The sequence below is a fragment of the Bacillota bacterium genome (assembly GCA_040757085.1).
Taxonomy (GTDB): Bacteria; Bacillota; Sulfobacillia; order JACIYH01; family JACIYH01; genus JACIYH01.
Map to the genome: position 1 here is coordinate 189734 of JBFLXJ010000002.1, position 14025 is coordinate 203758.

At 65.0% G+C, this 14025-nt stretch carries 14 protein-coding genes; 5 read left to right on the forward strand and 9 right to left on the reverse strand.

The annotated features are described in order from the left end of the window. The first annotated feature begins 319 nt into the window (after window positions 1-319). Together AB1446_01175 and AB1446_01180 are read left to right on the forward strand one after the other, a co-directional pair. Entirely contained in the window at window positions 320-1492 is a 1173-nt protein-coding gene (locus AB1446_01175; protein ID MEW6545515.1) for a hypothetical protein, read from the forward strand. Window positions 1493-1846: 354 nt separating this feature from the next. After that, complete coding sequence (locus AB1446_01180; GenBank protein ID MEW6545516.1) at window positions 1847-2587, forward strand: hypothetical protein; 741 nt, start codon at window positions 1847-1849, stop codon at window positions 2585-2587. 50 nt (window positions 2588-2637) lie between these two features. Here AB1446_01180 and AB1446_01185 read toward each other — a convergent pair whose 3' ends face one another. The 3 genes from AB1446_01185 to AB1446_01195 form a co-directional block, all read right to left on the reverse strand. Next, window positions 2638-3438: a nitroreductase family protein gene (locus tag AB1446_01185; GenBank protein ID MEW6545517.1), complete on the reverse strand. Its 801-nt coding sequence runs from the start codon at window positions 3436-3438 to the stop codon at window positions 2638-2640. A 217-nt stretch (window positions 3439-3655) separates the two neighbouring features. Next, complete coding sequence (locus AB1446_01190; protein MEW6545518.1) at window positions 3656-3817, reverse strand: hypothetical protein; 162 nt, start codon at window positions 3815-3817, stop codon at window positions 3656-3658. Window positions 3818-4434: 617 nt separating this feature from the next. Beyond that, a complete protein-coding gene (locus AB1446_01195) occupies window positions 4435-5085 on the reverse strand; it encodes a hypothetical protein (GenBank protein MEW6545519.1) in 651 nt (216 codons plus the stop codon). A gap of 117 nt (window positions 5086-5202) precedes the next feature. Here AB1446_01195 and AB1446_01200 point away from each other — a divergent pair, with 117 nt between their 5' ends. From AB1446_01200 to AB1446_01210, 3 genes are all read left to right on the forward strand, one after another. Continuing rightward, entirely contained in the window at window positions 5203-5670 is a 468-nt protein-coding gene (locus AB1446_01200) for a DUF488 domain-containing protein (GenBank protein MEW6545520.1), read from the forward strand. 299 nt (window positions 5671-5969) lie between these two features. Then, complete coding sequence (locus AB1446_01205) at window positions 5970-6881, forward strand: GNAT family N-acetyltransferase (GenBank protein ID MEW6545521.1); 912 nt, start codon at window positions 5970-5972, stop codon at window positions 6879-6881. An 81-nt stretch (window positions 6882-6962) separates the two neighbouring features. Then, complete coding sequence (locus AB1446_01210) at window positions 6963-7913, forward strand: zinc ribbon domain-containing protein (GenBank protein ID MEW6545522.1); 951 nt, start codon at window positions 6963-6965, stop codon at window positions 7911-7913. Window positions 7914-8193: 280 nt separating this feature from the next. Here the strand turns inward: AB1446_01210 and AB1446_01215 are convergent, their stop codons facing one another. The 6 genes from AB1446_01215 to AB1446_01240 form a co-directional block, all read right to left on the reverse strand. Beyond that, the gene (locus AB1446_01215) at window positions 8194-8691 is read right to left on the reverse strand and encodes a GNAT family N-acetyltransferase (protein MEW6545523.1); all 498 of its coding nucleotides are present in this window, start codon (window positions 8689-8691) and stop codon (window positions 8194-8196) included. A gap of 358 nt (window positions 8692-9049) precedes the next feature. Next, window positions 9050-9862: a deoxyribose-phosphate aldolase gene (deoC, locus tag AB1446_01220; protein MEW6545524.1), complete on the reverse strand. Its 813-nt coding sequence runs from the start codon at window positions 9860-9862 to the stop codon at window positions 9050-9052. A 98-nt stretch (window positions 9863-9960) separates the two neighbouring features. After that, on the reverse strand, window positions 9961-10458 hold the full coding sequence (locus AB1446_01225; protein MEW6545525.1) for a cytidine deaminase: 498 nt from the start codon (window positions 10456-10458) through the stop codon (window positions 9961-9963). A gap of 13 nt (window positions 10459-10471) precedes the next feature. Further along, entirely contained in the window at window positions 10472-11890 is a 1419-nt protein-coding gene (locus tag AB1446_01230; protein ID MEW6545526.1) for a thymidine phosphorylase, read from the reverse strand. An 86-nt stretch (window positions 11891-11976) separates the two neighbouring features. Further along, window positions 11977-12888: an ABC transporter permease gene (locus tag AB1446_01235; GenBank protein ID MEW6545527.1), complete on the reverse strand. Its 912-nt coding sequence runs from the start codon at window positions 12886-12888 to the stop codon at window positions 11977-11979. After that, a complete protein-coding gene (locus AB1446_01240; GenBank protein MEW6545528.1) occupies window positions 12888-14006 on the reverse strand; it encodes an ABC transporter permease in 1119 nt (372 codons plus the stop codon). The genes AB1446_01235 and AB1446_01240 overlap by 1 nt, the downstream gene beginning before the upstream one ends. Window positions 14007-14025 lie beyond the last annotated feature (19 nt).

Here is a 14025-nt window from a genome sequence, read left to right on the forward strand (position 1 = left end):
TTTCGCAGGGGAACTTTACACAATCGCTGCAGAACTCCAACCGCCTTTCATCCACGCAGCACCTGAGTATCCAGCTTATCGCACTGAGCGCAGTCGATCCCGCAGGGTGCAACCTTGCAATCACTCATTCTATCGACCCGCAGGGTGCAACCTTGCAATCACTCATTCTATCGACCCCCAGGGCGAACCGCTGCAGGGACACACCCCGGCCGGTCCCTGACTTCGTACAGACGTTACCACTTCGCCAACCGGTAAGCAATAGTCGGGCCCCACAGGCCGGGAGTAGCGGGGGGACGTCTGTTCTGATATGCTCTAACCGATGTGGTACTGGACAGGGATCGAAGGCAATCCCGCGGGGGCTCCGCTCGACAACCATGTCAGCCCGGGAGAGGTCGCCGGAACGCCGGGCAGCACCTGCGCGCAGGTCACACTCGGCTGCCAGGGCGAGGCGCGCGTCTGGGAGGCGGCCGCGGCACTCCGGCTGAGGCTCAGGGAACGGTTCAGCGTATCCGGGCCCGAGCAGGTAGCCTGCCTCATCGAGGAACTCGGGTTCTGCCATGCCTTCACGCCCGAGGCTCCCGACGATCCCTTCCCCGTCCCCGCGGTACCATCATTGTTCGAGGTCCTGCCCACACACGACGAGGACATCCGCTGGGACTGGTCCTGGACCTGGAAGGACGGCTTCCTGGAATCCGGCCGGCTTTACTACGGCAAGCTTATCCACCGCAAGCCAACGTACGTCTCATCCGGCATGCTGCCCTGGTTCTATGCCATGACGGGCAACCTGGGCGAAGACGACGACTGCGCCAACGCCCGCGACGAGGCCAGGGTGGGAGTGCTGGCCTGCTCCGTCTACGAACACATCGCCGCCCGGGGTGCGACCTCCACCATCGAACTGCAGCAACACTTTGCGGTCAGGCGGACGTCACTGGATCGAGCCCTCACGGAGTTACAGACCGCCATGCTCCTGGTACCGGTGGGCACCCGACCCGAGGGGCCGCGGAGATACACATACGTATGGGATCTTTTCCCACGGCGCTTTCCGCAGGCAGTGGCCGCCGCCGCCAGCATAGGCAGATCCGAGGCGACCGAGGCGGTCATCCTGCGTTACCTCCAGCTGGCCGGCGCGGCCGCGGAACAGCATATATGTCGGGCACTGCCCGTGCCCTCGTTCCTCATCACCCACGCCCTGAACCGGCTGGAAGGCCAAGGCCTGGTCGGACACTACCCACCGTCGCCCCGGTCCCACTGCCCCCCGTCCCCGAAGTCCACCGCCCCCCGCCGCGTGCGCGATGGACTGGCCGTGGCTGCCGGCGGAAGCCATGATGACCACCTTGCCGCCCTCGCCCCGGCATTCCCCGTTCCCCCCGCCCTGACGACGTTCTCGGCATCTTGTCGCCCGGGTACCGCCCAAACTTCCGGCAGCTCCCCCGGCTCCGACCCCGCCAACACCCTCCCACGTCCCTCCCTCCCCCAGCCGAGTGAAACATAACCACGCCAAGGTCGATCTTATGTAGACGCAACCAATGCGGTCACCCGGAAATCGGGCCAAAGCCCCGCGGGTGCACGAGAATTCGGCACCCATACGCCCCAGGACCTGACCAAATTCGCGGCAGCACCGGAACCTCGTCAGGAGGATTTTGGTACGTTGTGTCAAATACTGGCAGAAGGCAGTGCGGGGGGCCGCTGGCACTCGAAGGGGACTGGGAGCGCGCAGGCGACCACTCAAACCGGAGGTGACCAAGAGGTCATGTCAGGTTGTGATCGGCAATCAATCGGCGCCCCAAGCCCCAGTGCCATCGGTAAGACGCGATGTATGGCGCGAGTGTGGTGGGTCAAGGTCCCGGTGGACCTGCTTGAGGCTGCCTTGCCGTGGCAAGCCAAATCCCTCCACATTTTCCTGCTGAGCCGCTGTTCACCGGGGACTAACCGGCTGTCAGCCAGTCAGATCAAACTGGCGCGGGCGCTGGGCATCCACCGTGATACCCTGCGCAAGTACTTGGGTATCCTCGTGGATAGTGGCTGGCTCAGCATGGAAGGAGGGAATCACGGAGAGACCACCTTCGTGGTACGGAATCCCGTCCTCGAGGAGAGACAGGCGGAAGTCGCCAGGGTAAGGAAACGCATTGACCGCACTGAGCACAAGGGAGAGGCGCTCATGCGCGAGTGGCTTAATCTGATCGTGGATTCGGACGACTTCGACGACAATGCGCGCCCCGGCTTCCTCCGCAACCCCATGACCGGTGAAAACATGGAGTACGACCGGTGGTATACTGCGGGAGTGGCGTTCGAGTTCAACGGTCCCCAGCATTACGGTCCCACTGACGTATATCCTGACCCGGCCCAGGCCAGGCTCACGATGGGGCGCGACTACATCAAGAGGGGAATCAGCCAGGAAAAGGGGGTTCACCTGGTTACCATACGGCCGGATGACCTCACCTTCACCCGCATGCGGAAGCTGGTCGAGGGTCTGCTCCCGTTGCGGGAATTGCGCCCCGATGATCCGGTGCTGCGATACCTCACTGAGGTAAGTCTCCGCTACATGGGCAGGGCACGTGCCGCCCGGCAGCACCGTCCGTCCCGGTGAAAGCGCACCCGCACGTAGCCCCGGGGCTCATCAACCCCCAACCCGGCACGTCATCGCAACGCGTCGCGTACCTTGAACCTGGCCACGCATGGGGGCGGCAACGGCTCCCAATGACCGCGCACGCCCTGGAAAAGGGCCGCTACCTCAATGTGCAACATGGCAATCCCGCAATCCAGGCGCCTGGCGATGCCCCACGTGTCCCCGATGCCGCTCACCGACACAGTGATGCCGTCCGGTTCCACCGTGAAGTGCCACGGCTGGCGGTTCACCGCTGATGGGGACAGGCGGGCAGCTTCGAGGGCAGCCTTCGCCCAGGGCGGCCAGCGGGACTCGTCCGCAGGATCCACCATTTCGCCCAGGGGCTTGCGCCGGTGCGAGCGCGCGAAGCCGGTCATGACGGCCTCCTCCCAGGTTCGCCCGCCCGGGTAACCGAAGGGGATGACTGCAAGCACCCGCTCGCCATCCCGGATCCCCAGCAGCCGGCCTGCCACCTCGGGCCGGAAGAATCCCCCCACCCAGCACGTCCCCAAACCCAGTGCCGTCGCTTCCAGCACAACGCCTTCCCCCGTGTAACCCACCCGCTCGTGCACATAGGGACTTCCCATGTCGCCCACCATGGCCACGTAGGCAGGGGCCCCCCTCACCTGCCCGTAGTTGCCAACCACGCCCTTTACCACCTCGTGGGCTGGCCGCGCCACAAGGAGGGCGCGCGCCTCGGCGAAAGGCCTGAACCCGTCACACACCGCCTCCATGCGTTTGACCAACTCAGGCTCTACCGGGCGGGAATCAAACCGCCGCCGTGAGCGCCGCTTCCCGATGGCGGCGTACCATTCGTCATGCGGAATCTCCATGCGGCCACCTCCCCTCCCAGAACCGCTCCTCCTGCTCCCGCATAGCAAGGTACGACAAGCCTGCCTCAAGGTGGGCCAGCTGAAACCGGACCCCAGGCTGTCGGGAGGACTCAACCGAAAGCGGCGTGCGCCTCGTCCACCCTCCCCAGCTGCCAAAGGCACAATCCCAGCCCGCGCAGGCAGCTCAAGAGAGGACGGTTTTCTATCATGGACCAGGTCAACAGCCCACGGAACCCCGGACCAAGGGTACTAAACCGTCAGGATTCCCTTCGGCTTCGTTTCGCACGCCCCCCGCCGGCCGCGGGGTGACTACTTCGCCCCCGTCAAGCTGCCGGCAACGGAGGTCGGTGTCCTTGACCGCTATGGCTATCAACTCCACCCAGGTTGCACTCCCGGATCCGGAGCCCTGCACCTGCGCACACCCCCAGTCAGCGCCAGACCCACCGTTTCTACCCATTTCTACCCATCCTGAGCGTCACCTCCTGAGACCAGCAAAAGTTTCGGTTGGGCGCGGCCTGGCGACCGAGGGGCTACCCCTTGATAGTCACGGCCGGGGTAATCAGACAGGACGATGAGTTGGGCATTGAGGCCCAGTCGGGGACATCTTTGCCGTAGTCTACCACGAGTATGCCGGTGGCCCCATCTTACTGCTTGCCTACGCGTGCGACGTGCGGGAGCATGGCACCGGCTGTCTGGGCCGGGTGGCCGCCCGCTGGGTGAAGGTCACGGACTTGCACTCCTATGACTTTGTCCCCGCGGACTTGCCGGTGGTCGAGAAGCTCAAGCGGACCAAGGTGCACCTCCATCGCGACTCAAGCATCCTGAGGCGGTAAAAGGGGAATCATGGCTGGTGCCGTGGACATGCTGCGGACTGCATGCTTGCCGCGGACAAGGTAATTGTCCGCGAGCCCCGGTACAGGGCCCGCACGCCGGACGGCATTTCTCCCGCCCCCGAGGCCTTAAGCGGCAATCCGGCCGGGGGCCACTGGATTCGTCCTAGAATGCTTCGTCCAGGGTTTTTGAACTCAGCAGCCTTTCGTGTGAGGTGTACCGGGGGCCCTGCAGCTGTTTGACCTTGCCCTGTTTCACCAATGGAACGGGATTGATCTCTACTGCTGGCTGAGCAAAGTTAACCACGTATTTGTCGCTTTCTTTCCAGCGCTCGATCGAGCCGACCCGAGCAATGTGTGTAACGGCAGAAATCGGAGCCACCCGGTACGCAGCTATGTGCTTGATCCTGGGAATCATGCTGCCGTGGATGCGGATTGCGTACCAGCGGTTTTCACCCAGAAACACTTCTTTAAACCCGTCTTCTCGAGCCGGGACCACAATGGTGTCCACCTCGGCAATGTCCATGCGCCCGGCGGACGGTTCAGCACCTCCTCCAGGAACCTCTTCCGGGCCAGTAACATCTGCCAGAAAGGGCTCAAACTGGTAGATGCGGTCCCCCTGCTCGTTAGAGTATCGCGACAATGTGATAACCTCAACTGGAAACTTGAACTGGCGGACCAATACGGCCTCTAGCTCCTCCGATAGCTCGTCGATTATCACCAGTGCTCCGAAGCCACCCTCGTAGATCATCTTTTCGAGCAGATAGTCCAGGTTCTCGAACCCGTTGGCAACAGCGTAATCCTTGATCTGTGACATCTCGGGCGGCAGGCTCGTCCTGTAGAAACGCCAGCAGGGTGCCAGGTAACACCCAGGAGGAGTATCGAGGCGGTTCCAGCGAAAGCAATGGATGATCTGAGTGAGGAGGAGGGCACGATGCTCGATCCCGAAAAGAAAGCCGCTCCCAGGGGTGAGACGCGCCCGGTGGTTTACACGGTAGGTTCCAGCACCCGCACGCAGGAGGAATTTCTGGACCTCCTCCGCTACTACGGTATCACCATAATCCTGGATGTGCGGCGTTTTCCCACCAGCCAGCGGTATCCCCACTTCACGCGCTCGTCCCTCGCCTCCTGGCTTGCCGAAGCGGACATCGCTTACCATTACCTGGGAGAGACACTGGGCGGTTACCGGCGCGGCGGGTACGAGGCGTATACCCAAACCGCTTCCTTCCGTAAAGGATTGGAGCAGGTCCTGTCGCTGGCCGGACAAGGACCAGCAGCTATCCTGTGCTGCGAACGATTCCCGTGGAAGTGTCACCGGCGGTTCATCGCCCAGTACCTCTCGGCCGCCGGCTGGCACGTTGTCCACGTCCTCGACCGGGGAAGGGTCTACGCGGCACCATGAAGCGCTCGGACGGGGCCCAGTAGATACGGCCCGCAGCCCGCCACCCGGCCGCCCTGCCGACGTACAAAGGAGTTGGCGCAGCGTCCGCGGAACTACTGGGTGACGGCTCAAAGGCAACCACGCAAGCCGGCTCTGCGCCAGCCAGGCTATCAACTCCACCACATTTGTGCGCTCCCACGGTCGACACGGCCATGTTTGCACGCTACCAGGCTGTCGGCGCGGCCATGTCTCCGCGTTACGAGGGGTGTTCGACGCGGCCACATAGACGACGGCCGGTTGTGGCCGGGGGAGGGAACACGGTGCCAGCAGTCAGCGTCATCGATATGAGTCCCGAAACCGCCTACTATGTGGGGACGTGCTCCCATGTGAACGAGTCGGACGAGATGGACGCTTGCGCCGAGCGCCGGCTGGCCTGGCTGCAAAGGATGCACGCCCCCGGCGTGCGCGTGAAGGTGGCGATCGCGGACGGGGATCCCGTGGGATTCGCCCACGTCATGCCCATCAGCGTGTCACCCTGGGGCCCCCTGGGACACGACCTGGCGGTAGTGCCGTGCCTGTTCGTCGAGCAGAAGGCCAGGGGATTGGGTGCCGGCCGGGCCCTGGTGGCTGCCTCCGAGGGAGAAGCGCGGCGCCAGGGCATGAGGGGGATAGCAACCATCGCCTATTTCTGGGACTTCTGGTTCATGCCCGCCTCCTTCTTCGAGCGGCTCGGGTACGAGGTGGCCGACCGCCGGGACGACGAGGCCGTGCTCTGGAAGGCATTCGGAAAGGTATTTGCAGAGGATGAACCCGCCGGCCAGCCGGCCAGGGCGGGCCAGGTGGCACCGCGCCGGATACCATGGGGGGTAACCGGCTCAGAACCCGGCACAGGATTCCTCCCTTCCGGCTCGCCCACGGCCGGCTTCGCCAGGCCCCGCCTGCTCAGGCCCCGGTATATCTTCGAGCCCGTACCGGGCAAGGCCGCAGTTGATCTTTTCTGGAACACCTTCTGCCAGACAAGCAACATCGAGGCCCAACGGGTGCGGGAGGTGGCGGCCCAATTCGGCGACAAGGTGGTGCTACGCGAGTTCTGCGCCGACGACCGGGACGTCCTCCTCCGCTACCAGATCCCGCGCGCCATCTTCGTGCAGGGCCAGGAGATCGGTTGGGGGTACGAGGCTCCCCGCGAGGGGATTCGGGAAGCCATCGCGAAGGCCATTGCAGCAGGATGAACCGGCCTGCGCGAGCTCCATATCATGAAGGGCAGATCAGCATGAGCGTTCACCGGGACGAGCGGGAAAGGACTGATCAGCATGAGCGTTCACCCGGACGAGCAGGAGACAACGGAGGCCACCCGGGCCGAGAAAATCCTGGCCCTGGGGCTGGTCGTTTTCCTGCTCCTGGGCGGCCTGTGGGTGCTTGACCGGCTGGGGGACGTGCCCCGGCGACCGGAATACGCTGCCCTGGTGGCAAAACACGGGCTGTCGTCCTTGGAAGAAGAGGTCTCTCGCCTGCAGGCGGATCTCGACCAGGCCCGGGAGATCCTCCGGCAGGCCCGCGAGCAAGAATCGCAGGCCCGCGTGCAGTACGAATTCCGCCGGGAGGAGTACCGCACCCTCCTCGACGCGGGCCGGGACGATCCCCAGAGAAGGCAGGCTTACCACGACGCCCTGGCGGCGTACGACCGCGCCCGCGAGAATGCCGCAGCGGCCCAGGCGGTGGTGACGCGCTGGGAAGAAGCACTGCGCGAGCCCCAGAGCACGCTCGAGGAACGCCGCGCCCTGGTCTCCACGGAGTACGCCCACCTGTCACGGCAATATGAAACGAAGGCGTTCCTGCTCCGGCTGGGGTACGCGCTACCCCTGCTGGCCCTCGCCGTAGCAATGTGGCAGGTGGTACGCCGTAAACACTCGCCCTACCTTATACTCTTGACCGGTTTCATGGCCTTCGCCGTGCTGCAGGCTGCATTCCTGGTAGGGGCATACGCCTGGACGCTGTTCCGGGCGTGGGCCCAACTCGGGGTGTCCCTGGCGGGGGCCACCATCACGGCCGCGGGGATCGTTGCCCTCCGCCGCTACGTCTTCAGCCCCCAGCGGGTGATGCGCGCCCGCGCCCGCATGGGGCAGTGCACCCGCTGTGGCCTTCCGGTAGCCCGGGAGTACGTTTTCTGCCCCGAGTGCGGCAACCGCGTGGCGGAGGACTGCCCGCACTGCGGGCGGCTGCGCCCGGTATCGCTGCCGATCTGCCCCTACTGCGGCCGGTAACATTACTTCACGCACCGCGGCCGCCTAATGCTTGCCGGGACGTGTCCCAGCATCGACACTGTCACCCTGGTGACGGTGCTGGTCTTCAGAACACCGTCATCCTTGCCGACGGTGGTACTGGGAACACGGTCACCATGCTGTTGGTGCGCTTGTAAACGACAGTCACGAGGCTTGATACGGGTCGGGCTGATTATGTCACAAGCCGCGGGGAAACACAGTCATGTGGCTGATACTGTCCGGCCGGTAGGCAGGGTCAGCCCACTGACATCGTTCCCCGCGATCACGGCTGTCCGACAGGTTGACACTGGTCCGAAGGGCATGCGCCGTCGGCCCGCGGACCCTGGTCTGGACTCTTCCGGTAACCGCGACACGGATGAAACCCCGTAGCTTCGTAGAAGGCATCGGCGGACCCAATCAAAAGAACGTCAAGCCGGGTGTGGGGGCAAAGGCGGTGGCAGGCCTCGATCAGGGCACGACCGATGCCCTGTCTTCTGAAACGCGGCACCACAGCCAGTTCAGCCACATATGTGGTCACTTCGCCGTCGGTGAGCGCACGCAGGAATCCGATGACTTCACCCTCATGGACCGCCACCAGGGCGGGATACGACCTTTCCCAGGCCAGGAACGCCTCAGACGGCCTTACCTTTGGGGTAAGCCAACCTTCACCCGACGAGATCTCCTGAATGGCAGGAAAATCCTCCTCTCGCCAGGCCCTGATAGTGATTCCCGCACTATGCGACGAGTTGAGCGGAATCCGGCCGTTTTCGGGCTCTGCCATACACCAAGTCACTCCCGAGTTCCGGAAGTTTTCCGGCGCTGCCGACCGGGTGGGATCCCACGTTCAGCCCTGCCGGCCGGGTCAGCCGCCCCCGGCTATATCACCTCAGCCAATCCGCCGTGAGGCGCAATACGGCATGACTTCTCCGGCCATGAGCGCAGGCTACCTGAACAGCCTGCCCAGCAGACGACCGGTCGCCCTGCCCACGGCCCGGCGTGTCATGCGCCGAACGACAGCCCCGGGGCCCTTGCGAACCGCCTGCACATCCCCCAGGAACCGGGCGAGTGCGTAAAGAAAGCTCCTCGTTTGCGCAAGAGACTTCCGGCGTGGCACAACCCCACCGCCCTTCCGTAGGGCCCTACGTCAGCCCCACCAGCTCGGCCATGATGGCTTCGCCGGAACTCGTGCCCAGGCGGTCGGCGCCTGCCTCCAGCAGGGCCAGCGCTGTCGAGAGCGTGCGGATGCCGCCCGCCGCCTTGACACCCAGCCGGTCACCCACCAGCCGCCGCATCAGGCGAACATCGTCCGCGGTGGCACCGCCCGGGCCAAATCCGGTGGAGCTCTTCACGAAGTGCGCGCCGGCTTCCTCCGCCAGCCGACAGGCCATCACTTTTTCCTCTTCAGTCAGGTAGCAGGTTTCAATGATGACCTTGACGGAGACGACCGGGTGACCACCCTTTGGAGGACGGCCGTCCTTTCCGGACGGGCCACACGCGCCCGTGTCCCGGGAGGCAGCGCTCCCCGCCTGCGGATCAACCGCATGCGGATCAACCGCCTGCGGATCGACGGCATGCGGATCGACGGCCAGCGGAGCGACCGCCTGCACCACGGCCCGGATGTCTTCCCTAACCTCATCCAGCAACCCGGCCTTGAGAAACCCGATGTTGATGACCATGTCGATCTCGCTCGCCCCGGCCCGCACTGCTTCTTGCGCTTCGTATGCCTTGACCGCGCTGGTCGTATTCCCCAGCGGGAATCCCACCACGGTGCAAATCCGTACCGGGCTACCTTCCAGGTGCCGCGCAGCCAGGCTGACATAGGCCGGACTTACGCAGACGGCCGCAAATCCGTGCCTGCGCGCTCCCTCACAAAGAGCGGCAACCTCCGCTGGAGTCGCGGTGGGCCGTAGGAGCGTCTGGTCTATGCGGCTTGCCAGTTCCTGAGGTCGCATAGCAAGGCTTACTCTCCTCCCCAGTACCTGCGTCTTGTCGCGGCATGCTCGCCTCGCAGCCCGCCTGCCGCGGATCCCGGCGCGCCTGGCCTACCAGCCTACCTGGCTCCACCGGTGTTCGGGGCAGGATTACCCGCGTCCCGCCCGCCGCGCGGCAAGCTGAACCCCCAGGGAAGCAGCTCACCCACGCTGCTCACCGCCCGTTCCCCCCTGAGGTTGGCCATGATCACGCGCAGGTCGCCAAACTCCCTCATCACCTGGCGGCAGGCGCCGCAGGGAAGGCAAACGCCCTCCGTATCCGCCACCACGGCCAGGGCCACGAACTCCCGGTGGCCCTGGGAAACGGCCTTGAAGATGGCCACCCTCTCCGCGCAAACCGTCAGCCCGTAAGATGCATTCTCCACGTTGCATCCCGTGAAGACGTCGCCCGACCGGGTCAGGAGGGCTGCGCCCACCGCAAACCCGGAGTAGGGAGCGTACGCCAGCTCACGCGCCCCCTTCGCGAGTTCCACCAGGGTCTCGTCGGAGCAGGGCCCACAGGAGCCCGCAGGTCCAGCCCCGCAACCGGCGGCCCGCTCCCCTCCCAAGTCGCCCATGGTCCCCACCTCCTCACCCACACCTCTGGATTCCCTCGGCGGTTACCAGGGCCAAAACCAGCGGTGGTGCGGGCGGCCGTTCCTCCTCGATGCGGTAGGCTTCCCCCAGCAATGCCAGGGCGGGGGGCAACCGGGAGGGGTCGTTGTAATGAACTTCCGCCAGCACGTCGTCTCTGCACACCTCATCGCCCACCTTGCGGCGAAGCACGATGCCCACGGAAGGGTCGATGCGATCTTCCTTCCTGGCCCGGCCCGCCCCCAGCACCATGGCCGCCCGGCCCACCAGCAGCGCATCCACCCGAGTCACGTACCCGCCCCCGCGTGCACGAAAAAGGTGGATGTGGCTGGCCATGGGCAGCAATCCTCCCTGCTGTGCCGGCCCGCCGCCTCGCCCCGCATCGCCGCCTCGCCCTTCCCCGCCGCCTGAGACCGGCATCAGCCCGGCACCACCCAGATCGGCCACAAGAGCCCGGGGGTCGCCGCCCTGGGCCTCTACCATGGCCCGGAGCCTGGCGAGCGCTGCTCCCGTATCCAGCAGTTCCTCCAGACGTGTTCGCGCCTCGTCCAGACTGGCGGCCGCCCGGCCCAGGACCAGCATGTGGCTGCCCAGCACCAGGCACAGTTCCCTGAGGTCGGCAGGGCCCTGCCCCGCCAGGGTGGCCACCGCCTCCCGCAGCTCCAGGGCGTTCCCCACCGCGTAGCCGAGGGGTTGATCCATGCCGGTTATCACTGCCCGCGTCCGGCGCCCAGCCCACTCCCCGATACCCACCATCATCCGGGCCAGAGCCAGCGCGTCGTCAAAATCCTTCATGAAGGCGCCCCTGCCCGTTTTGACATCGAGCACGATGGCGTCGGCACCAGCGGCAATCTTCTTGCTCATGATGCTGGATGCTATCAGAGGAAGGCTGTCGACGGTGGCGGTTACATCACGCAGGGCGTAAATCTTGCCGTCGGCGGGAACCAGCTGTGGGTTCTGCCCCACCACGGCCAGGCCGATGCCGCGCACCTGCTCCAGGAAGCGTTCCGGCGGCAGATCCACCCTCAGCCCCGGGATGGATTCCAGCTTGTCCAGGGTGCCTCCCGTGTGGCCCAGGCCCCGGCCCGACATCTTGGCCACCGGCACCCCTGCAGCCGCCACCAGGGGGGCCAGCACCAGGGTGGTCTTATCGCCCACCCCTCCCGTACTGTGCTTGTCCACCTTGACTCCGGGGACGGAACTCAGGTCGACGCGGTCGCCTGAATCCACCATGGCCATGGTCAGGTCGGCCACCTCCTGGGGCTCCATCCCCCGGAAGTACACGGCCATCAGGAAGGCCGCCATCTGGTAGTCGGGCAGCTCACCCCGCACGAACCCCTGCACCAGGAAGTCCAGCTCTTCGCGCGACAGCCGTCCTCCGTCCCTCTTCTTCAGAATGACGTCATATGCCCGCACCGCCGACGCCTCCTCATGGCACACGATATCTACGGACCTGGCTAACTCCGGGTCCAGCGCGTTTCTGCCGTCGCCTCACCACCACGTCACGCCTCTTCTCGCTCGTAGGGGATGCCGTCCGCCGCCGGGGGCGTCGTCCGCTTCAACACCCCGGCCAGCACCACCAGGGTGAGGGCATACGGGATCATTTTGATGAACTGGTAAGGCACCACGGCACTCTGGACCACGCGGAAGCTGAGGGATTCCGCCAATCCAAAGAGCAGGGCCGCCCACATGGCCCCCACGGGTGACCAGTTGCCGAAGATCATGGCCGCGAGGGCGATATAACCCTTGCCCTGGGTCATCCCCTCCACGTACATCCCGGTGTGCTCCACCGAAAGGTAGGCCCCGGCTAGGCCAGCCAGGACACCGCTCAGGAGCACCCCGCTGTAACGCAGGTGGTACACCTTCAATCCCAGGGTGTCGGCCGCCAGCGGATTCTCACCCACCGCACGGAGCCGCAGCCCGAACACAGTCTTCTCGATCACCCAGTAGGAAAGCGGGACGAGGAGAAAGCCCACCACCACCAGCGGGGATACGTTACTCACCAGGGGCCGCAGCCAGGGAATCTGGTCGAGGCCGGGGACGCTGATGGGTTCGAACCCCTGCACATGGGGGCTCATGGTGGCCTTCTGAAACAGGGTGATGCTGCAGAAGCGGGCGGCACCATAGGCCAGGATGTTGAGGGCCACCCCGCTCACGATCTGGTCCACCCGGAAAGTCACCGTCACCACGGCGTGGATGAGGGCCATGACCACCGCTGCCGTCACGGCGAGGGCCATGCCCGCCAGCGGGCCCCAATAGTAGGCACCCACCGCTCCCCAGAACGACCCGGTGATCATCATGCCCTCCAGGCCGATGTTCACCACGCCACCCCGTTCGGAATAGACAGCGCCCAGGGCCGCCAGGAGTACGGGCAGTCCCATGCGGATGGCGGAAGCCAAAAGTTCGCTGACCATCAGCCCTGTAACGCCTCCTTCCTTTCCTGGCGGCGGATGTACCGGCTCATCACCGCGGAGGCCACCACGATGCTGAGGATCATGACCCCCTGCAGGATGACCACGGTATCCATGGGCACCCCCGCGAATGCCTGCACTCCCTCCGCACCCCGGTTCAGAAAGCCGAAGAGCAGCGCTGCCAGGACGATCCCCAGCGGGCTGTTCTTGCCCATCAGCGCCACCGCGATACCCGTGAAGCCGTAGCCCTTGGGGAAATCCAGGTCCATGTATCCGAAGTACGACAAGAGGTCGCTCAGGCCGGTCATCCCGGCGATGAGGCCGCTGAGCAAGAACGCTTTCGTGCACACGGAAGCGGGATGGATGCCCGCCGCCTCCGCCGCGGCGGGATTGTGGCCCACCGCGCGCAACTCGTACCCGAAGGGGGTCCTCCAGATGAGGTAGTGGACGGCGCCTGCCAGGAGCAGGGCCAGGGGGAAGAACCAGTTAAGGTAGACGTGGTTGGGGAGATCAACGCCGAACAGGGAAAGGAACCCGTGCATCCTGGGCATGAGGGCGCTGGGAGCAATCCTGGGCAACCTGATGAGCGGATTCCCCACCCCCGGCATGAGACCCTGCTGTTTGTCCATGAACACGTCCGCGATCAGATAGTGGATGAGGGAAAAGGCAATGTAGTTGAGCATAATGGTGCTGATGACCTCGTGGACCCCGCGCCTGACCTTGAGGTAAACGGGCAACAGCGCCCAGAGCACGCCGCCCAAGGCGGCCACGGCGATGACCAGGGGCAGGTGGACGAAGGACGGCAACCCCTTGAGGGCAAATCCGGCCAAAGCGGCCAGGAAGGTACCGATGAGGTATTGCCCTTCCACCCCGATGTTGAATAATCCGGCCCGGAAGCTGACGGCTACGGCCAGGCCCGAGAAAATGAGCGGGGTGGCGCCGAACAGGATGATGGCCACGCTGTCCAGCCGCCTGAGGGCAAAGACGAACATGGTGCGGTACACTTCCACCGGGTTTTTGCCGATGGCAGCCATGACCACGGCCCCCACCAGGACGGCGAACCCTATGGCCACAAGCGGGGATGCCAACTCCAGAGCCAGATACCTGTACCCTCTCCTCATACCCGCCCCATCCCCCGGC

Bases quoted from the DNA above. Each gene is read 5' to 3' on its own strand.
- AB1446_01235 (MEW6545527.1), bottom strand. From the start codon at position 12,888: ATGGTCAGCGAACTTTTGGCTTCCGCCATCCGCATGGGACTGCCCGTA.
- AB1446_01225 (MEW6545525.1), bottom strand. From the start codon at position 10,458: ATGGGCGACTTGGGAGGGGAGCGGGCCGCCGGTTGCGGGGCTGGACCT.
- AB1446_01215 (MEW6545523.1), bottom strand. From the start codon at position 8,691: ATGGCAGAGCCCGAAAACGGCCGGATTCCGCTCAACTCGTCGCATAGT.
- AB1446_01185 (MEW6545517.1), bottom strand. From the start codon at position 3,438: ATGGAGATTCCGCATGACGAATGGTACGCCGCCATCGGGAAGCGGCGC.
- AB1446_01240 (MEW6545528.1), bottom strand. From the start codon at position 14,006: ATGAGGAGAGGGTACAGGTATCTGGCTCTGGAGTTGGCATCCCCGCTT.
- AB1446_01200 (MEW6545520.1), top strand. From the start codon at position 5,203: ATGCTCGATCCCGAAAAGAAAGCCGCTCCCAGGGGTGAGACGCGCCCG.
- AB1446_01175 (MEW6545515.1), top strand. From the start codon at position 320: ATGTGGTACTGGACAGGGATCGAAGGCAATCCCGCGGGGGCTCCGCTC.
- AB1446_01210 (MEW6545522.1), top strand. From the start codon at position 6,963: ATGAGCGTTCACCCGGACGAGCAGGAGACAACGGAGGCCACCCGGGCC.
- AB1446_01195 (MEW6545519.1), bottom strand. From the start codon at position 5,085: ATGTCACAGATCAAGGATTACGCTGTTGCCAACGGGTTCGAGAACCTG.
- deoC (MEW6545524.1), bottom strand. From the start codon at position 9,862: ATGCGACCTCAGGAACTGGCAAGCCGCATAGACCAGACGCTCCTACGG.